22 protein-coding genes are annotated in these 19,923 nt (G+C 33.5%); 15 read left to right on the forward strand and 7 right to left on the reverse strand.

Annotated elements, in window-relative coordinates; genetic code table 11:
• Window positions 1-197: 197 nt before the first annotated feature.
• Entirely contained in the window at window positions 198-1,439 is a 1,242-nt protein-coding gene (locus NBT05_RS10030) for a hypothetical protein (protein WP_265769730.1), read from the forward strand.
• 252 nt (window positions 1,440-1,691) lie between these two features.
• The gene (locus NBT05_RS10035; RefSeq protein WP_265769731.1) at window positions 1,692-3,020 is read left to right on the forward strand and encodes a dihydrolipoamide acetyltransferase family protein; all 1,329 of its coding nucleotides are present in this window, start codon (window positions 1,692-1,694) and stop codon (window positions 3,018-3,020) included.
• Here NBT05_RS10035 and NBT05_RS10040 read toward each other — a convergent pair.
• Window positions 3,017-3,205, reverse strand: coding sequence for an Arc family DNA binding domain-containing protein (locus NBT05_RS10040; RefSeq protein WP_265769732.1), 189 nt, complete (start codon window positions 3,203-3,205; stop codon window positions 3,017-3,019). The genes NBT05_RS10035 and NBT05_RS10040 overlap by 4 nt on opposite strands.
• A gap of 6 nt (window positions 3,206-3,211) precedes the next feature.
• Window positions 3,212-4,066 carry an SPFH domain-containing protein gene (locus NBT05_RS10045; RefSeq protein ID WP_265769733.1) on the reverse strand — a complete coding sequence of 285 codons (855 nt, stop codon included), beginning with the start codon at window positions 4,064-4,066 and terminating at the stop codon, window positions 3,212-3,214.
• 785 nt (window positions 4,067-4,851) lie between these two features.
• Between NBT05_RS10045 and NBT05_RS10050 the strand changes: the two genes are divergently transcribed.
• The 3 genes from NBT05_RS10050 to NBT05_RS10060 all read left to right on the forward strand — a co-directional run bounded on the left by NBT05_RS10050 (window position 4,852) and on the right by NBT05_RS10060 (window position 7,013).
• On the forward strand, window positions 4,852-5,580 hold the full coding sequence (locus NBT05_RS10050; RefSeq protein ID WP_265769734.1) for a hypothetical protein: 729 nt from the start codon (window positions 4,852-4,854) through the stop codon (window positions 5,578-5,580).
• 20 nt (window positions 5,581-5,600) lie between these two features.
• On the forward strand, window positions 5,601-5,834 hold the full coding sequence (locus tag NBT05_RS10055) for a hypothetical protein (RefSeq protein ID WP_265769735.1): 234 nt from the start codon (window positions 5,601-5,603) through the stop codon (window positions 5,832-5,834).
• 816 nt (window positions 5,835-6,650) lie between these two features.
• Window positions 6,651-7,013, forward strand: a complete 363-nt coding sequence (locus tag NBT05_RS10060) for a hypothetical protein (RefSeq protein WP_265769736.1) — start codon at window positions 6,651-6,653, stop codon at window positions 7,011-7,013.
• Window positions 7,014-7,498: 485 nt separating this feature from the next.
• On the opposite strand, the gene NBT05_RS10065 is transcribed toward NBT05_RS10060, so the two are convergent.
• The 5 genes from NBT05_RS10065 to NBT05_RS10085 form a co-directional block, all read right to left on the reverse strand.
• Window positions 7,499-8,659, reverse strand: coding sequence for a metal ABC transporter permease (locus NBT05_RS10065; protein WP_265769737.1), 1,161 nt, complete (start codon window positions 8,657-8,659; stop codon window positions 7,499-7,501).
• Entirely contained in the window at window positions 8,652-9,782 is a 1,131-nt protein-coding gene (locus tag NBT05_RS10070) for a metal ABC transporter permease (protein ID WP_265769738.1), read from the reverse strand. Before NBT05_RS10070 ends, NBT05_RS10065 begins: the two co-directional genes overlap by 8 nt.
• Window positions 9,783-9,808: 26 nt before the next feature.
• Entirely contained in the window at window positions 9,809-10,546 is a 738-nt protein-coding gene (locus tag NBT05_RS10075; RefSeq protein ID WP_265769739.1) for a metal ABC transporter ATP-binding protein, read from the reverse strand.
• 79 nt (window positions 10,547-10,625) lie between these two features.
• The gene (locus NBT05_RS10080) at window positions 10,626-11,561 is read right to left on the reverse strand and encodes a metal ABC transporter solute-binding protein, Zn/Mn family (protein WP_265769740.1); all 936 of its coding nucleotides are present in this window, start codon (window positions 11,559-11,561) and stop codon (window positions 10,626-10,628) included.
• 9 nt (window positions 11,562-11,570) lie between these two features.
• Window positions 11,571-12,377 carry a transporter gene (locus tag NBT05_RS10085; RefSeq protein WP_265769741.1) on the reverse strand — a complete coding sequence of 269 codons (807 nt, stop codon included), beginning with the start codon at window positions 12,375-12,377 and terminating at the stop codon, window positions 11,571-11,573.
• Window positions 12,378-12,425: 48 nt separating this feature from the next.
• Between NBT05_RS10085 and NBT05_RS10090 the strand changes: the two genes are divergently transcribed.
• From NBT05_RS10090 to NBT05_RS10135, 10 genes are all read left to right on the forward strand, one after another.
• On the forward strand, window positions 12,426-13,112 hold the full coding sequence (locus tag NBT05_RS10090; RefSeq protein WP_265769742.1) for a metal-dependent transcriptional regulator: 687 nt from the start codon (window positions 12,426-12,428) through the stop codon (window positions 13,110-13,112).
• A 77-nt stretch (window positions 13,113-13,189) separates the two neighbouring features.
• Window positions 13,190-13,969 carry a 3'-5' exonuclease gene (locus NBT05_RS10095; protein ID WP_265769743.1) on the forward strand — a complete coding sequence of 260 codons (780 nt, stop codon included), beginning with the start codon at window positions 13,190-13,192 and terminating at the stop codon, window positions 13,967-13,969.
• Between the two features lie 13 nt (window positions 13,970-13,982).
• A complete protein-coding gene (locus tag NBT05_RS10100) occupies window positions 13,983-14,594 on the forward strand; it encodes a fumarylacetoacetate hydrolase family protein (protein ID WP_265769744.1) in 612 nt (203 codons plus the stop codon).
• A complete protein-coding gene (locus NBT05_RS10105; RefSeq protein WP_265769745.1) occupies window positions 14,594-14,932 on the forward strand; it encodes an Hpt domain-containing protein in 339 nt (112 codons plus the stop codon). The genes NBT05_RS10100 and NBT05_RS10105 overlap by 1 nt, the downstream gene beginning before the upstream one ends.
• 1 nt (window position 14,933) lies before the next feature.
• The gene (locus NBT05_RS10110; RefSeq protein WP_265769746.1) at window positions 14,934-16,196 is read left to right on the forward strand and encodes a CinA family nicotinamide mononucleotide deamidase-related protein; all 1,263 of its coding nucleotides are present in this window, start codon (window positions 14,934-14,936) and stop codon (window positions 16,194-16,196) included.
• Between the two features lie 175 nt (window positions 16,197-16,371).
• Window positions 16,372-16,608 (forward strand): 50S ribosomal protein L28, encoded by a 237-nt coding sequence (gene rpmB, locus NBT05_RS10115; RefSeq protein ID WP_265769747.1) that lies wholly within the window; start codon window positions 16,372-16,374, stop codon window positions 16,606-16,608.
• Between the two features lie 25 nt (window positions 16,609-16,633).
• The gene (gene rpmG, locus NBT05_RS10120) at window positions 16,634-16,816 is read left to right on the forward strand and encodes a 50S ribosomal protein L33 (RefSeq protein ID WP_265769748.1); all 183 of its coding nucleotides are present in this window, start codon (window positions 16,634-16,636) and stop codon (window positions 16,814-16,816) included.
• An 8-nt stretch (window positions 16,817-16,824) separates the two neighbouring features.
• On the forward strand, window positions 16,825-16,977 hold the full coding sequence (locus tag NBT05_RS10125) for a DUF4295 domain-containing protein (protein WP_265769749.1): 153 nt from the start codon (window positions 16,825-16,827) through the stop codon (window positions 16,975-16,977).
• 206 nt (window positions 16,978-17,183) lie between these two features.
• Entirely contained in the window at window positions 17,184-18,137 is a 954-nt protein-coding gene (gene ftsY / locus NBT05_RS10130; protein ID WP_265769750.1) for a signal recognition particle-docking protein FtsY, read from the forward strand.
• A gap of 93 nt (window positions 18,138-18,230) precedes the next feature.
• Window positions 18,231-19,901, forward strand: coding sequence for an amidase family protein (locus NBT05_RS10135; RefSeq protein WP_265769751.1), 1,671 nt, complete (start codon window positions 18,231-18,233; stop codon window positions 19,899-19,901).
• Window positions 19,902-19,923 lie beyond the last annotated feature (22 nt).

A 19,923-nucleotide genomic window follows, 5' to 3' on the forward strand; every position in this document is an offset into this window, starting at 1 on the left:
TGTTGTAAATTTTATCTAATTTTGTTATAGAAAGACCTTAGTCAATTTTAAATAGAATTTGCATAATCTTTTTAACAAAAAGGAAGATGTAATTTTGCCCTTATTTTAATAAGGATTAATTTAAAATTTAAATAAATTTAGCTACAGATTTTTTCAAACTAATAATTGTTTTTAAAACTAGATATATAGATTGTATTATGAAAAAAGTAAAGTATTTATTACTGATAACTATCTTGTTAATAATCAACTTAAGTTGTAATAACGACGATAATGAATCAACTCCATTGCCTAATGAAGTTATTATTGAAATAACAGACATGAACTTATCTGAAGGAAGGGTTAATTTAATAGCTACTCAAACTACTGGAAATCAGTCTGGAAACTGGTCTGTTGTATCAAAGAACGAAACAAAAGGAGAATTTGTAACCACGACAAATTCTTTAACCAGATTTAAGGGTAGTATTTTAGAAGACTACATTATAAGATGGACTATCAATAATGGAGAAGAATCTGTTTATAAAGATGTTAAAATTTCAATGTATGAAGGAAAATCATTAGAAGAAATTATAAAAATAGAACGCAATATTTCAAAATTAATAGAATTAGCTAAAAAAGGAAACTTCACCATAGGTGAGATGGTAAGTTTAGGTGTTACTGTTGAGGAAATAAAGGATTATTTAACTTTAAAGGAAATTATAAATTCTAACATTTCTTTTCTTGATATGTACGATTCCGGAATAACAATTAAACAAATGATGGGAGAAGGTTTTACTTTTAAAAAACTATGGTTTTTTTTCACCAAAGAATATACTGAATCTAAAAAATCACCAAAAAGGAGTCTTACTCAATATTTTTATAATGAAGGTTTTAAAGTAGAAGATCTTTTTAATGAAGGCATAAGTGTTAGAGCTTTACTTGATAATGGAACTTCAATTAAACAAATAGTAGATAGTAATTATTATACCTTGAATGAATTAATAACCAGTGACCATTCACAAATACCTTTAACTTCCATATTAGAATTGAAAATACCTTTACAAACCTTGATAGATGAAAATATTATAGTTAGAACCCCAATAGATGGCTTTTATATAATGAATTATGTAGTTATTGGTTATTGGTCAAATACTCATTTTATAAAAAATGATTTAAAAGATATAAATAGATTGAATCCTATGGATAATTCTTTATGGCGTTTACCAACCGAAGATGAATTAATTTATATCATCAAAAATAATAAAAAAGATTTTGACCTTTTATTACTAGAGTATGGAAATTATCAATATTCTTCTAACGAAACATGTAGTTATCCTAAATATAGTTCAGTTGGAAATTTAATTAAATCTATAAAGAATACCAATGCTCAATATGTATCATGTTGTACGTTAAACACGGTTAATTGCGAATCGATTCAACATTTATATGTCACTCAGTTATAAATTAAATTTCTTTGTTAATAAAACAAAGTAAATAGTTTAGGTATTGTTATTTGTAATTTGAGCTTAAACTTGTAAAATTAGGTTATTAGGAACATTTGAATGAGGATAAGCTGTTGAATACCAATTAAAGATATACATGGTTAATTTATCCTATAAATTTTAGGTAAACTTTAGTATCAAAAAGCCAGTAACCCTTGACCTATTTTATATTTTCGCAAAAAATTGGATTCATAACTACATATTACTAAGAATATGGCAAAATTTGAACTAAAACTTCCGAAGATGGGAGAAAGTGTAGCTGAAGCAACGATAACTACCTGGTTAAAGGAAGTAGGAGATACTATTGAAATGGACGAAGCGGTAGTTGAAATTGCTACTGACAAGGTGGACAGTGAAGTGCCCAGTGAAGTGGAAGGAGTTCTGTTAGAAAAATTATTTGAGGTAGATGATGTAGTCCAAGTAGGAGCCACTATTGCCATTATTGAAACCGAAGCCTCGGATAAGGCAGAAATTGTTACAGATAGTATAAGTAGTAAGGAAGAAAATGAACCTTTAATTTCGGAAGCTGATCTTCTGGAAAGTCAGGTTATTGAAGTTGTTGAAAAAGTAAGTAGTGAGAGTGCGGAAGGTGCCGGATTTTATTCTCCGTTAGTAAAAAATATTGCTGCTAAAGAAAATATATCAAGCGCTGAACTCCAAAATATTCCAGGAACTGGTAAAGAGGGCAGGGTTACTAAAAATGATATTTTACGCTATGTCGAAAAGAAAAAATCATCTTCTCAAATTGCAGGAGCATTAGAGGAACAAAAATCACCTACTCCTGTATCAACGCCGGTAAAACCAGTAGAAAGCCCGGTAGTAACAAGATCCGGGCAGGACGAAATTATCGAAATGTCACGGATGGGCAAAATGATTGCGCATCACATGGTACAATCCGTACAGGTATCAGCACATGTTCAATCATTTATTGAAGTAGATGTTACCAATATATGGAACTGGAGAAATAAAAATAAAGATAGTTTTTATAAAAGAGAAGGGGAAAAGCTAACATTTACACCGATTTTTATGGAGGCGGTAGCCAAAGCTATTAAAGATTTTCCGATGATTAACATCTCAGTTGACGGTGATAAAATTATCAAAAGAAAAAATATTAATTTGGGGATGGCAGCTGCTTTACCAGACGGAAACCTGATCGTTCCGGTAATTAAAAATGCCGATCAACTTAATCTGGTAGGTATGGCAAAACAAGTCAATGACTTAGCACAACGAGCACGGAATAAAGAACTCAAACCAGACGATACCCAGGATGGAACGTATACAGTTACGAATGTAGGTACCTTCGGTAGTATTATGGGGACTCCTATAATTAATCAGCCGCAAGTAGCTATTTTGGCTCTAGGTGCCATTCGTAAAGTACCGGCAGTAATTGAAACTCCTGAAGGTGATTTTATTGGAATCCGGCATAAAATGTTCCTTTCTCATTCCTACGACCATCGGGTGGTAAATGGTGCGCTGGGCGGACAATTTGTACAACGGGTCAAAGAATATTTGGAAGCTTGGAACGTAAACCGGGAGATTTAATCTTCCCGGTCCTTAGGTTTCTCTTTATTAGTTTTAGACTTAAGATGTTTGGCATCTTTTAAGGACTTATGAATCATCCATTCTAATTGTCCGTTTACGCTACGAAATTCATCCGCAGCCCATTTTTCAATCTGTGCAAAGGTATCCGGGTCAATTCTTAAAACAAATGATTTTTTTTTACTCATATTAATTTATGAATGTAGGCTTCCCGCGTTGATTACGGGTACTGCTTCTTTATCACTACACAAAACTACCATTAAATTACTAACCATAGCTGCTTTTTTATCTTCGTCAAATTCTACAATCTGATCCGTAGTAAGTTGATGTAACGCATCTTCAACCATACCTACTGCCCCTTCTACTATTTTCTTTCGGGCGGCTACAATAGCTTCTGCCTGTTGTCGTTTAAGCATGGCACTAGCTATCTCCGGAGCATAGGCCAAATAACCAATCCGAGCTTCCAGGACTTCAATTCCGGCAATGAATAAACGTTCGGTTATTTCATTTTCAAGGGCATCATTTACCTCATCTAGTCCTGATCGTAGTGTAATTTCTGCTTCTTCTGCATTGAAGTTATCATACGGGTAACTACCTGCCAGTTTACGTACTGCCGCATCCGTTTGTACTCTTACAAATTCCTGATAGTTATCTACTTCAAAAGCTGCTTTATAGGTGTTTTGAACTTTCCAAACCAAAATGACGTTGATCAAAATCGGATTTCCCAGTAGGTCATTTACTTTTAACCGTTCACTATCAAAGTTTCTAGCGCGTAGTGAAATCTTTTCTTTAGTATAAAAAGGGTTAGCCCAAAAGAAACCATTTGCCCTTACCGTACCTGCATAATCCCCAAAAAGGACTAGTACCTTGGAACTATTGGGATTTACCGTAAAAAAACCTTTTACTAAAAGCACAATAAGTACTAAGCCTAAAGCAAATAATGCATTTTCAGTCATTAAAAATCCAACTACAGTTCCTGCAATTATTAGTGTAGTCAGAAGTAAAAATAAATAACCGTTTCCTACCTTAATATTTTTCTCTAAATTCATAATGATATTAATTTGATATCACAATAATACGTAAAATTTTGGCTTGTTTTACCTTTTTTATTTTAAATTTTTTACTCCAATTAGAAAGTGATACAAAATAATTAATTCTATACACGTTTATACATTACTCTATTTTAGTTAGTTATGTTTAAATATTGAGATGTAAAGGGAAGGCTAAACAAAAAGCAGTAAAGTTGTTATAGTAACTTTATAGATTTAAAACGTTGAAAGATATTAGCAGTTGAAGTAATTTCAATATAACTGATAAAATTTATTAATTGTTAAATTCAATCATATATTCATAGATAAATAATTATTTATGGGGAATTCTAGGATTGAAAATAAAATAGTTTCTTTATTATTATTTAATACTTTATATTTACAAAGATGTAATTGTCAATTGATTTCGTTAATTTTTAAAGGTATTAGTTAAGTTACGAAAAAAATTGAGATACTCTGGAAACAACATTTAAATTTGAATGTAAGTTATTTAAACTATTGAATTTTTAATGAATTAAATAACTTATTATGTTATTACTAAAAAACTATTTCATGTGTTTTTATTAGAAACTTGGCATTTTATTATTTATTCTAACATATATTTTTATTTAATATTTTGTTAATTAATCCTTTATACCCCAGTTTAAAATTTTATTAATGTATTTATCGGACTTACGATCCAAAGTCGTGTATGTATGATTGAAAAGCGACATTAAACAAAAGAGTAAATGAGATAATTTGTGTGAAAATCGAAAGAGTAACACTAAACTAACTATAATTGAAAAATGAATAAAATTATCAAATCATCATTTGCAATATTTATAATATTGCTTTTATCACAAGCCTGTAGTACAGAGGAAGAAACCGCAAATAATATTGAAAATAACAACTTTGAGTTAGATACTAATTTGACTTTAACTAAATCAACTTCAAAAGTTTCTAATGTCTTTTATAATATGGGCGTTACGAATATAAAGTTAGTTAAAGAATCAAACTCTGTTCTTTACAAATTTCAATCTGTTAAACCATTTATTACAAATGGAAAATTAATAAATATATCCGACTATTTGATACGTTTTGAAAAAGGAATGATATATTTACAATCAAATTCAGATTTAAAAATAACTTTGTTAAATGGAAAACCTTATATGCAATCATCTGAATACTCTGGATATATAAACGAAGAAACCAGCCCTAATAGTGTTGAATTGAAAATTTTATTACTCTTTATGAGAGAAATGACAACATCAAGTAAAAATAAAATTAATGCTGAATTAGTAATTAACGATGTAGAAGGGAAATTGGGATGTGGATTTTGGGATACATATTATGTTTACAGTACTGGTTTTAGTTTAAGTACAGCTATAGGCAATTTAAGTGATGAAATTAATAATTATAGTACGGGATTAAATACACTTGATATTTCAAGTTGTTCTTCATTCGGAGGAGTAGATACTTCCTGTGGATGGGATGCACATTTTTGTGTAGCTACTCAAGCATTTTGTTGTGGATAAAACTTAAAATAGAAATATGTATGGATTTAAGTATTTATTTGGGTTTACTTACTCCCGAAAAAATCATTACTGGTGGAATCTTTTATGTAGTTCTTTTAGTAACTGCATTGTATATGGTAATAAAAAACGAGAATAAAATTTTTGTGTTTTTATGGATATTATTTATTTTATTTCTACCTATTCTTGGAAGTATTATCTATATAGCAAAGTTTTTTTTAGATAGAAATTCTAATCGTGGATTAGCTAACAAATAAGATTCTATGCTACGATTTTTATTAATTAAAACATTGAAAGCCACCTTTCAATAATAGATGGTATATGTTTTACTAAATAAATTCATAGAAGAAACAATTTAATCTGAAACAACCTATCCTACTGCGGATAGGTTGTTTAGTTTATTGATCTCGGAATTTACTGTAAAGCTTATCAAAATTTATAGTAAATCAATATCTATCAAAGAAATTAAAAGATAACTTTTTTCTGATATTCGGATAGAAGTTATTACCTTTTAATACGTTATAATGAGGAATTTTTTTAAAGTTGTTGCAATAAAATTTATAGAAGTACATAGTAATAATTCTTGAAGAACTTCTAACTCCTTTTTTATTATAATAGTTCAAAGTTGATCTTAAGGAGGCTTTATACGTTCCTAAATAGTGAAAATTACCTGTTGAATAGTGAAAATTAATATTTATAACATGTATAGATAAGCTATTAGCAATTTGACAAATTAACATTAGACCAATTAGTAAAACCTTGCTGATGTTTACTACTCTGGTATGAATTAACTAATTTATTAAACTTTGATTAATTTAATTTTGTAAAAAAATCTTATTAAACCACCCAATCAATGCGTAAATATGTTATAATGATATGGATTCTATATTTTATGAATAAAATATTTTTTACGTAAAGATTTGATAATTAGACTTATAAACTGTTTTTTAATAAAAATTAAGGGTTTATTATATAATTCTATAATAACAATAAAAAATTATGTAACAACTTATATGTATTATTTATAGAGATTTGTATCAAGGAAATTAAAGTAATTGAAATACGACAAGGTTATGAAAAACATTCACATATTTATTTTTACATCTGTATTTATTCTTACTATTATGACAAGTCTTACCTCGATTTCCAATTCTGAATTAAATGATACTACTTTAAATACAACCACCATGCAATTTGATGGTTATGAAGGAAATACTTATTTCTTTACTACTGATGATCAAACTGCATTTGTTATCAAAGGAGATGGGCATCATAAACTTTGGGAAGAAACAAACCCTAACAAGCGAATGATCGGACAAAAATTTGTAGTAAGGTATACTGCAAATAATAGCTATAAGAAATCAATTATTGATATTAAAGATGTGATTGCTTCCTGGAAAGCAGTGGATGATAATATGATGCGTAAAAGATTGTAGTTATAATATTCTACGCTTTACATTAGAATTCTATGTAGTTTTCAATTTTACTCTAATAATATTGGGTTAAATTAATTTTAAGAATGTTAGTGTTTGGTAAAGATTCAAAATGGCTATCACTTCTAGAATTAAGGCTGATTTATAATAATTTAGAAAAGCACCAACCATATTCAAACACTTTATTAGAATTTAAAACTTTTAGATTTTCAGATTCCTACCTACGTAGATAATATACAAGATACGCCACGCATTCAATAATTTTAACTAATCTAATCTGGTTCATCGTTATTTATAATGGCTCTAGTTTAGGATATCGTAAATAATACCAATTTATATAAATCCCATCCCCAGCCCTTCCCAAAGGGAAGGTAGCTAAAAGTCCTTTCTTTTGGAAAGGATCTAGGATAGGATAACTAGATGTAAATAAAATAGTTGGGTTAATTTTGATGTGCTAACGCTATTACAAAATAAAGCTTCTAAAATTTCTATCCCCTAAAAAGGAAAAACTGATCTTTCATACTTTCAATTTCTCCATCTTTGTTGGTAATAATATAGTCAATAGCTTTTTCGGTAAAAAGCAACCCTTTTTCAGTAAGGGAGATGATTTGATTATTTATTTCAATAAAATTGTTTCGTTTTGCCAGATTGATTATGGTTTTAGACTCCGTTTTCTGCCAGTTAATATGATCATTCAAGTGTGAAACATGGCGTTCGCTTTCTTCTTCATGGTTGTTAATATGCAATAAAAACACTAATAAAGAAACTTCCGTCTTTTGTTGTTTCTTTTTATACCAGTTAGAGAAATAACCCCTTCCCGGAGCAAAAAGATAAATTACTAAGAATAAAATTCCTAGAACTGTAGTCATAGCCCCGGATATCGAACTATCTAACCCATGCGCTAACCAGTATCCGCTGATTGCAGAAAACACTCCGAATAAAATAGCCAGGTACAGCATCTTCTTTAAATCATTGGTTAAAAGATAGGCCGAGGCTGCCGGAGCAATCATAAATGCAATTACTAGTATCGCACCTACTGCATCAAAAGCACCCACGGTAGTTATAGAAGAAACCGTCATTAATCCATAATGCATAATTACAGGAGATAAACCCATAGTTGCTGCAATGCCCGGATCAAAAGTACTTACCTTTAACTCTTTAAAAAATAGAAATAACAAGAGAATACTACTTAGGGTAATCGTTCCTATAACCCAAAGTGATTTAGGCCCTAAATCCATACCATGATAAGATAAACGGTCAAATGGAGCAAAAGCTAATTCTCCCAGTAAAACTGCGTCAATATCCAAATGAACATCATTGGCGTTCTTTGCAATTAAAATAACACCAATACTAAAAAGTACCGGAAACACCAGTCCAATCGCCGTATCTTCTTTTACCAACCCGGTTTTTTGAATATATTCCACTAATACTACGGTAAGGATGCCAAAAAGTGCTGCTAGTATAATCAGTAGAGGAGAAGATAAATCCTGGGTGATAAAAAAACCAATGACAATCCCCGGTAAAATAGAATGACTAATAGCATCTGTAATTAATGCCATTTTACGTAATACTAAAAACGTACCTGGAATAGCACAGGCTACTGCAACTAAGGCCGCAATTACTTGTATTTCTAGTTGGGCATCATTCATCTTCAGTTATAGTTGATTGGTCATACAAATTTTCTGCAGTCTTGAACCCATGTGGAGTCATTGACCACAGTGATCCTTTAACATTTATATAATTTTTATCAGCAAGTTTACGTAAGGACTTCTTATTATATCCGTAAAAATTATTTAAAATCTTTATTTCATGCGGATGTTCGATACGTTCGTGAGTTTTAGCAATTGTATGCATAAAAGATAAGGTTTTATACAACTCAAGGTCATTTCGGTTTTTACGAAAACGAATTTCCCTGAATAACAAACCCCTTCCCGGAGAAAAAATAAAAGATACCAATACAAAAAATCCTGCCACCAGTACAATGACTGGTCCTGTAGATAAATTGTTTTGCGTTGCACTTATGGCGGTACCAGTAATTCCGGCAAAAGCACCAAATACTGCTGCCAACAAAATCATTACTGCCAGGCTATTGGTCCATTGCCTTGCTGCTGCGGCTGGAGCCAGTAACATAGCACTCATCAAAACAACACCTACGGTTTGAAGACCTAGTACAATCGCAATGACAATAAAAGAAGTAATTAATATATCCAGAAAATTGGTATTAAATCCCAAAGTCTTAGTATACTCCGAGTCAAAGACAGAAATTTTTAATTCTTTCCAGAATAAAAGTACGACCAGCAAACAAATTCCGGTTATCAGGCTCATGACCATTACGTCGCTTTCGACTAATGTTGCTGCTTGCCCGAACAAGTATTTTTCCAAACCTGCCTGATTAGCATTAGGTTGCTTTTGTATAAAAGTTAATAACAACATCCCAAAACCGAAAAAAAGAGATAAAATTAAGCCCAATGCTGTATCTGATTTAAGATGCGTATTTCTGATAATACCACGTATCCAGAAAGTTCCTAATAACCCACTTATCAGGGCACCTAATAAAAAACCATTGGTACTTTTAGTTTCCAGAATTAAAAAAGCAATAGCGATCCCGGGCAGGGCCGCATGTGAAATGGCATCACCTAACAAACTTTGTTTACGTAGCACGGCAAAACTACCTAACATCCCACAAATAGCGCCTAATATCGCGGTACCTAAGGTAATGTTACGTAGCGTATAATCTGTGAATACCAGTTCTATGTAATCAATAATATTCATATGTTACCTTCTGGTAAGCTTATCATTTATTTGTTAATAGCTACCTTATAATTGATACCGTAAGTTTTAATTAAATTATCATCGTTAAAAATATCCTTAACGGGACCGGTAGCAATTTTTTTTACATTTAAAAAAGTAACCCAATCAAAATATTCCGGTACGGTTTGTAAATCATGGTGAACAACGATGACTGTTTTCCCTGCTTTTCGTAATTCTTTTAGAATATTGATAATAGCTTTTTCTGTAGTGGCATCCACGCCCTGAAAAGGTTCGTCCATAAAATAGATGGCTGCATCCTGCACTAATGCCCGAGCCAGAAAAATACGCTGTTGTTGTCCCCCGGAAAGTTGACTAATTTGTCGGCTTTTAAAAGCAAGCATCCCTACTTTTTCTAGGGCTTCCAGCGATCGTTTTTTTTCTTTTTTACCCGGGCGTTTGATCCAGCCCAAACTGCCGTAGGTACCCATCATGACCACATCTAAGGCGGTAGTGGGAAAATCCCAGTCCACACTTCCTTTTTGCGGAACATAGGCTACCAGTTTTCTTTGCGTTTGGTAGGATTTACCGTAAATTAAAACACTTCCGGCAATAGGTTCGATAATAGATAATACTGATTTTATCAAAGTAGATTTTCCCGCACCGTTAGGACCCACAATAGCCATAAGCACCCCTTCGGGAATGGTTAAATCAATATCCCATAGTACCGGTTTATAGTTGTAAGCTACGGTAAGGTCATCAATCTGTACGGCTATTTTTTGTTCCATAAGCTTAAAATCCAGGTGAAAATAGGCTATTTTAAAGGTTTATAGGTGTGTTAAACCATCTATGTTTTAAAGAAATCTTTTATTTAAGGGCTTCGACAATAGTGGTCACATTATGTATAAACATACCTTCGTAGGTACCTTCTGTTGTTCCTGCATCTCCCAATGCATCAGAATATAAAGTACCTCCGATTTCAACTTCTTTTCCTCTAGACCGAACGGCTTCCAATAAAGCATTGATAGTTTTTTTAGGCACCGAGCTTTCCACAAAAATGGATTTCACTTCTTTCTCAATAATAAAATCTGATAATTTTTGAACGTCCTGTACCCCAGCTTCGGTAGCTGTAGATAAACCCTGAAGGCCTACTACTTCAAAACCATAGGCTTTTCCGAAGTAATTAAAAGCATCATGTGCGGTGACCAAAATTCTTTTTTCGGAAGGTAAGCTTTTAATTTTATCTTTAACTTGTTTAGAAAGGGCAGTAAGTTGTTCAAGATATTGCTTTCTATTTTGCTCATAATACGTACTGCTTTCCGGGTCTAATTCTGATAATTTTTTTACTACATAGGAGGTGATGATCTTCCAGTTGTCGATGTCAAACCAAATATGGGGATCATAATTAGATGCAAAATATTCGGAGCCTATTAAGGTGTTTTTATCCAGGGCTTCGCCTACGGCAATAGTTTTAACTTGTTGATTTCCCATTTTTTCAAACACTTCTACTAATTTTCCTTCCAGATGTAATCCGTTATAAAAAATAGCATCGGCATTTACCAATTTATTGACATCCCCTTCACTAGCCTTATACAAATGCGGATCTACTCCCGAACCCATCAATCCCTGTACCCGAATGCTATCTTTCCCGATATTTTTTAAAAGGTCAGTAATCATTGTAGTCGTAGTAACTACTTGCGGTCGGGAGCCTTTTTTATTTTCATTTTTGCATGAAGTAACCAATCCTAGCAAAAGAATGCTTACTAGGATAATGTGTAAAAACCTAAAATTTAATTTTTTCATGATATATTTTTATTTTGGTAAGCGAATGCTGGCGCCGGCACTTAGTAATATATTTTGTCCTTCGGTAATTCCCGAGCCTACCGTGGCATCTAGTTGTATGCCTTCGGTTAATAAATAAGTGATTCCGGCATCCCACAAGTGGTTTGCTTTCGAATTCTCAGGAAAGTCTCCATATATCTCCGCATACATGCCTAAAGTATCTGTAAGGCTGTATCCGTAGGAAAGCGTGTATTGATAAGCAACTTCAGGTGAATCATCCCCCCAGGCGGCTCCTAAATTATAAGCCAAAGCAGATTTTTTAGATAACGTATGCGCAAAAGAAAACCGAAAGTCCGCTCCGGTAGTCTCCGGTTTATAATCAGCAGAAGCGGTAAAGGGAAGATAAAGATGTCCTAAAAATCCAATTTCAGGCCACCCGTTCTTTTCTTCGGCAATCGCAATTTTAACACCGGTAAGAAAAGGAGTAAAGCCTATTTGCTCTGTAATATTAGACCCCTCTAATTCTTCAATATTAACGGTACTTGTGGTTTTTGAAACGTTCCAGCCTAAGCGTAGTTCCAGATTTTTTAATAATCCGTACCGAAGTAAAGTCGTATTATAGGTAATATTTTCTATTTTTAAAATGTCATCTTCGTTTTCTTCATAAAAAGCACCCGTTTCAATCTGAAGGTATCCTATCGGAATGACGGTAGGTGATTCAGTAGCATCAGGTCGATCTGTGATTAATACTCCCAGAGTGTTGACTTCCTGGCCAAAAGTACCCAATGGAAATATTAATAAACAACTAAATACTACTATTCTAAACAAAAAATTCATTAGGTTTATTACATTTGTATTATATAGGCAAAACTAAAAAAGTTAGTCATGACTAACAAATCTGATTTGAATAATTTAACTAAAAGTGAAGAAGATTATCTGAAAGCGCTTTTTCAGCTGCTCGTAGAGATGCGAATACCTAAGGTAGGTAATAATCTTTTGGCTAGTTATCTAGAAGTTTCTCCGGCTTCTGCAAATAACATGATTAAAAAGTTAAAGCAAAAACGATTTGTAGATAGTGAAAAATACAGCAAATTGATATTAACTGAGTCTGGGAAATCTTATGCGCTACATTTAATCAGGAAGCACCGTTTGTGGGAAACCTTTTTGCATCAGTACCTTAACTTTAGTTGGGAAGAGGTGCATGAAGTAGCCGAACAACTGGAGCATATCAAATCTATCAAGCTGGTCAACGAACTGGATCGGTTTATGAAATATCCTACTAAGGATCCACACGGTGAAAGTATCCCGGATGCTAAGGGGGTTTACCATTCGCAGAAAAAGATTAGCTTATCCTCCTTAACCTCAGGAGATTGTTGCCGGCTTATCGCTGTAAATGATGACTCTGTAGATTTTTTACAGTACCTTAATGAAATTAAACTATCCCTTACCGATCATATTACGGTGATACAAAGAAGGGAGTTTGACGGATCTATGAAGATACAATTTAGAGAAGTTGAAGAAACCATATCTCAAAAAATTGCTGATTATCTATTTGTCTCTGTTGTTTCATAACATACAAAATGTTAAAATATAAATTGAAGGGATAGGCGACGTAAATACCTTTTATATTTGAGTTATACAAATAGTATATGGAGCTTAAATTAAAAAGGCCTATTTGTTTCTTTGATCTGGAAACAACCGGGGTTAATATTTCTAAAGATCGCATTGTTGAAATCTCTATTTTAAAAGTTTTTCCTAATGGAACTCAGGAAAGCAAAACCTGGCTGGTCAATCCTGAAATGCCTATACCTGCTGAAACTACAGCTATTCATGGTATTACTAATGAAAAAGTAGCAAACGAACCTGTATTTAAAGAAATTGCTCCAAAGGTTAATGAGATGATCAAAGGTAGTGACTTGGGGGGGTTTAACTCTAATCGCTTTGATATTCCTTTGTTAGCCGAAGAATTGCTAAGGGTAGGACTGGATTTTGATATGAAAAATACAGTAGCAGTTGATGTGCAAACCATTTTTCATAAAATGGAGCAGCGAACCTTAGCTGCAGCTTATAAATTCTATTGTGACAAAGATCTGACGGATGCTCACACGGCTGAGGCTGATACTATGGCTACCTATGAAGTTTTAAAAGCACAACTGGACCGCTACCCGGAACTGAAAAATGATACTAAATTCTTAGCAGATTTCAGCGCGCGCAAGCAGTTTGTGGATTTTGCCGGATTTATTGCTTATAATAAAGAAAAAAAGGAGATTTTTTCGTTTGGTAAGCATAAAGGTAAACTGGTAGAGACCGTTCTGGATGAAGAACCGGGTTATTTCGGGTGGTTGCAAAATGCCGATTTTCCGTTATATACCAAAAAAGTCCTGACCGCCATACGACTGCGAAAATTGAATAATAGCTTGAACTTATAAGAAGAAGATTTAAATGAAGCTAATTTGTATAGGAAGAAATTATGCAGACCATATTGAAGAACTTCAAAATGAAAAGCCTATAGACCCAGTGGTATTTTTAAAACCGGATACGGCCATATTGCTTAAAAAACAACCTTTTTTTATACCTGAATTTTCAAATGATGTTCATCATGAGGTGGAGGTGTTGGTAAAAATTAAAAAAGTAGGGAAATATATTAATAAAAAATTTGCTCCTACCTATTATGATGAGATCGGGTTAGGGATTGATTTTACTGCTCGTGATTTACAAGCAAAATTAAAGACTAAGGGTTTACCTTGGGAAAAGGCAAAAGCCTTTGATGGAGCGGCGGTTATTGGAAATTGGCTCCCAAAAGACGAAGTAATGGACATTAATAACTTTTCTTTTCGATTGCTTAAGAACGGGAAAATAGTTCAGGATGGAAACACCAGTTTTATGCTTTGGAAAATTGACGAAATTATAGAATATGTCTCAAAATATTTTACTTTAAAGATCGGAGACATTATCTTTACAGGAACACCAGCGGGTGTAGGGGCTGTTAACACAGATGATAAGCTGGAAGGATATATTGAAAACAAACAAATTTTTGCAATACAGGTAAAATAATGAGTAAATCTTACAGCTTAAAAAATGTAAATGAATTGTCAGGCGGTGATGAAGATTTTATTAATGTATTAGTACAAACTTTTCTGGAAGAAATTCCCCCGGATATAGACAGTATGGTACAGGCAGTAAATCAGGACAATCCCCAAATGGCCTATCAGTATGCGCATAAAATGAAACCTAATCTGCAACTTTTTGATATCGATCTTCAGAAACAAATTAAGCAGGTAGAATCCTGGTCTAAAGACAATAAGAAAAAAGAAGAAATACTACCCATCGTAGAAAAAATAGTGAAAACGGTCAGTAAAGCCATTAGCGAATTAAAAGTAGACTTCGCTTAGCATGTTAGCTGAGATAATTACCATTGGAGACGAAATTCTAATTGGTCAGATAGTAGATAGTAATTCTGCATTTTTAGGTAAAGAACTTAATAAAATTGGCATTGATGTTTATCAGATTACTTCGATAAGTGATGATCAGAAGCATATCTTAAACGCTCTGGAAGAGGCTAAGAATAGGGTAGATATCATTTTAATTACCGGAGGTTTAGGTCCTACCAAAGACGATATTACAAAACATACTTTAACAGAATATTTTGATGACACTCTAGTCGAAAATAAAGAGGTGTTGCTTCATATTGAAGCTATTTTTAAAAAGTATATTACCACTCCGATTTCTGATCTTAATCGTCAACAGGCTTTAGTTCCTTCTAAAGCAACCGTTTTAATGAATGCTTATGGGACTGCTCCCGGTATGTGGCTGGAAAAAGACAAAACTGTCTTTGTTTCCATGCCCGGCGTACCTTTTGAAATGAAAAACTTGATGAAAGCAGAAGTGCTTCCGCGACTTATTAAAAAATTTGACCGTCCTTATATCATCCATAAAACCGTATTGACTTACGGGCTGGGGGAAAGTGCTATTGCTGAAAAAATTGATGCATGGGAAAACCAACTTCCACCCTTTATAAAATTAGCCTATTTGCCTAATTTAGGAAGGGTACGATTACGTCTTTCTGCACGTGGTACTAATAAAGTACAATTAGAGGAAGCTTTAGATAAAAATATAAAAGCCCTGTATCCGTTGATTGGGGATATCATTAGTGGTTTTGAAGAAGATTCGGCTATTGAAGAGTTGATTGGCAGAATTTTAGTTGAAAACAAACAAACCCTTGCGGTAGCGGAGAGCTGTACCGGCGGTAAGATTGCTCAGGTCTTAACAGCAAGGGCAGGAGCTTCTGGTTTTTTTAAAGGAGGTGTGACTACTTATGCCACTACTTCTAAAATAACTGTTTTGGGGGTTTTAAAAGAAACTATAGAAACCTATAGTGTTACCAGTCATGAAGTAGTTAAAGAAATGGCATTGGGAGCAAAACAGATTTTTGAAGCTGATTATGCAGTTGCCACCACAGGAAATGCCGGACCGTCAAAAGGAGACGGTGATGTTGAAGTAGGTACGGTATTTATTGGCCTGGCAACGCCTACGGATATCTATTCTTATCAATATACTTTTAGTAATAACCGGGAACGTACTATAGGTAAATCCGTTAATAAATCCTTTGAACTTTTACTTAAAGAATTACGGGCAACTACTCTTAGTAAAGCTTGAAAGATGAAGTAAATCCTAATCTTAGTTTTCTGAAAATTCGTACTTGTAGTTTAGTCGGTATAATCATATTTAATCCGGGAATAGGTTTAAAAATCATGGATTTTTAGTTGTATGTTCTTTAAATAATTCGTTAATTTGCACCCTGTTTTAAAATAACACTTTAATTCCGAAGAAAATGTCAAGAGTTTGCGAACTTACAGGTAAAAAAGCAATGGTAGGGAACAACGTTTCTCACGCAATGAATAAAACAAAGCGTAAATTTAACGCAAATTTGATTAAAAAACGTTTCTATATTCCGGAAGAGGATAAGTGGGTAACCTTAAAAATATCTACTTCGGCTTTAAAAAATATTAATAAAAACGGGATCACTGCGGTTTTAAAAGAGGCAAAAGCAAAAGGTTTTTATAAATAAAATCCTTTTATAACGATAGAATACAATGGCAAAAAAAGGCAATAGAGTACAGGTAATTTTAGAATGTACCGAGCATAAGGCTACTGGTAAACCTGGTACTTCAAGGTATATTACGACAAAAAATAAAAAAAATACTCCGGACAGATTGGAGATAAAAAAGTTTAACCCGGTTCTTAAAAAAATGACCGTACATAAAGAAATCAAATAAGATAAGTTATGGCAAAGAAATCAGTAGCATCTTTACAGACCGGTTCTAACAGATTAACGAAGGCTATTAAAATGGTTAGATCTCCAAAATCAGGAGCATATACTTTTGTCGAAGCAATTATGCCACCGGATGCTGTAAAAGATTATTTTAATAAAAAATAAAGGTGATAAAAACCTGATAAAGTAGCCATTTCATGAATTTGAAATGGCTCTTTCTTTTTATATTAGTGCCGTTATTACGTAAGATAACACCTTGCGGATTCAAAAAGTACTAATTATAACAATTACATTGTTTAGTATCAATTTCCTTAAGTTGCATTCATCCATACGGAAGTACGTATTAACCATAATCTATATCAATTAATCACATGAGTTTTTTTAAAAAAATATTTTCTTCCGAAAAAAAAGAAACCCTTGATAAAGGATTAGAAAAAACCAAAACCAGTTTTTTTTCAAAGCTAAGTAAGGCTGTTGCCGGTAAGTCTAAAGTAGATGATGATGTCCTGGATAACCTGGAAGAAGTGTTAGTAACTAGTGATGTGGGCGTAAAAACTACCATCAAAGTAATAGACCGGATTGAAGAAAGAGTTTCTAAAGATAAATATCTAGGTACGGAGGAATTAAACCGAATTTTACGTGAAGAGATTGCCGGATTACTTTCTGAAACTAATACCGGAAACGCTACGGATTTTGTAATTCCTGAAAATAAAAAACCATATGTATTAATGGTGGTTGGAGTCAATGGGGTAGGTAAAACTACAACTATTGGTAAATTAGCCTATCAGTTTAATAAGAAAGGGTTAAAGGTAGTTCTAGGAGCGGCCGATACCTTTAGGGCTGCTGCGATTGACCAGTTACAAGTTTGGGCAGACCGGGTCAAGGTACCCATTGTAAAACAGGAAATGGGAAGTGATCCTGCATCTGTTGCCTTTGATACCTTACAATCAGGTGTAAATCAAAATGCGGATGTCATCATCATTGATACTGCAGGGAGATTACATAATAAGGTAAATTTAATGAATGAGTTGACCAAGGTGAAACGAGTTATGCAAAAAGTAATTCCCGACGCACCTCATGATGTATTATTGGTACTGGACGGATCTACCGGGCAAAATGCTTTTGAACAAGCAAAGCAATTTACTGCCGCTACCGAAGTAACTTCGCTGGCAGTAACTAAACTAGACGGAACAGCCAAAGGAGGTGTAGTTATAGGGATTAGTGACCAGTTTCAAATTCCGGTAAAATATATAGGTGTTGGTGAAGGGATTGAAGACTTGCAAGTGTTTAATAAACACGAATTTGTAGATTCGTTTTTTAAATAATTCTTGTTGTTATAGCAATCAGACAGGTCTGTTTTATATAAGGATTGTGCTATTTTAAAGCCCTAACCTTTCTTTAATTTTAAAAATAAGTTCATGATAAAATTTATCCGATTTATAATACTATCGCTAATATTTAGTCTGTTTTTTGGTTGTAAAAAAGAAAAGAAGGGTTCTATTATTATAGAAGAAGAAGTTGTATTGGTTAAAGATACAATCCGTACGGATCATACAGAGGTTAAAGATTTTAGGGAATTTAAAGTAACAGATTCAAAATTTATAAATCAGGAAACTCTATGGAAACCTTTTAAAACCGAACTAGATGCTTTTGGGCATTCTACATACGATAGTTTAAAGCCATTTATATTAGAACGGACTATCCCGGAAATACAACACAGTGTAGCCGATGGTGATTTTACTTATGAGGAACTGGTGCTTTTTTACCTATACCGCATTCGTAAGTTTGATCGGCAAAATAAGCTTTCTTTAAATGCTGTTATTTCTTTAAACCCTAAAGCACTGGAGACCGCAAGAATTTTAGATAGTTCAGAAGAACGAATTGATGCCAATTCAATTTTCGGAATGCCGGTTTTATTAAAGGATAATGTTAATACAAAATATATGACAACTACTGCCGGTGCCGTGGTGTTTTCTGATAATAATACAAACGATGCTTTTATTACCGAACGTTTAAAAGAAAAAGGAGCCATTATTTTAGGAAAAGCGAATTTAAGCGAATGGGCGTATTTCTTTTGCGGGGATTGCCCGAGTGGTTACTCAGCAATAGGCGGACAGACTTTTAATCCTTACGGAAGACGTTCCATAGATACCGGTGGTTCCAGTTCCGGAAGTGGTGTCGCAGTAGCAGCTAATTTTTGTGTGGCTGCCGTTGGTACGGAAACGTCCGGTTCTATTCTATCGCCTTCCAGTCAAAATTCTGTAGTTGGCTTAAAACCAACGATCGGATTGCTGAGTCGTACGGGAATTGTCCCTATTTCAAGTACATTAGATACCCCTGGTCCTATGGCAAAATCAGTGATTGATGCAGCTATCCTTTTACAATCTATGGTAGGTATTGATGAAGAAGATCCTGCTTTTAAAGATAGCCCTGAGGTAAAGGAGTTTTATACTCAGGGGTTCGGTAGTGCTTCCGTAAAAGGAAAAAGATTTGGAGTAATGACCACGTTAAAAGAAGATAGTTTGTACCTGGAAGCCATTGATGTTTTAAAAAATCAGGGAGCAATTTTAGTAGAAATTGTTCCTGAGGCTATTGAATTGCCAGACTTTATCAGGTTGCTAAATTTGGATATGAAAAAAGATCTTCCGGAGTATATTTCAAAACAAGGAGCTCAAAATCTATCGGTTAAAAATGTAGCAGATGTAATTACTTATAATATGGAAAAAGACACCATATCAACTGCTCCTTACGGGCAAAAACTATTTAATGGGATTGAAGCTGATAAGGGTTCATTAGAAGATCTAAAAGTAATCAGGGATACATTATTCTCCAGGGGTTTACAATTTTTTGAGCGTCCCATGCAAGCATACCGATTAGATGCCGTACTATCCATAAATAATTACCATGCGGGCTATGCAGCGGTTGCGAGATATCCGGCTTTAACCATTCCTATGGGGTATACGAATAAAAACGAACCCGAAGGATTAACTATAATTACAACGCCATTTAACGAGGAACAATTATTGGAATGGGGTTATGTCTACGAACAAGCATCTAAAAAAAGGAAGATTCCCAGACAGTATCAATAGTTGTTGGGTTTAAGTGAGATAA

The sequence above is a fragment of the Aquimarina sp. ERC-38 genome, from assembly GCF_026222555.1.
In the GTDB taxonomy this organism is placed as follows: Bacteria; Bacteroidota; Bacteroidia; order Flavobacteriales; family Flavobacteriaceae; genus Aquimarina.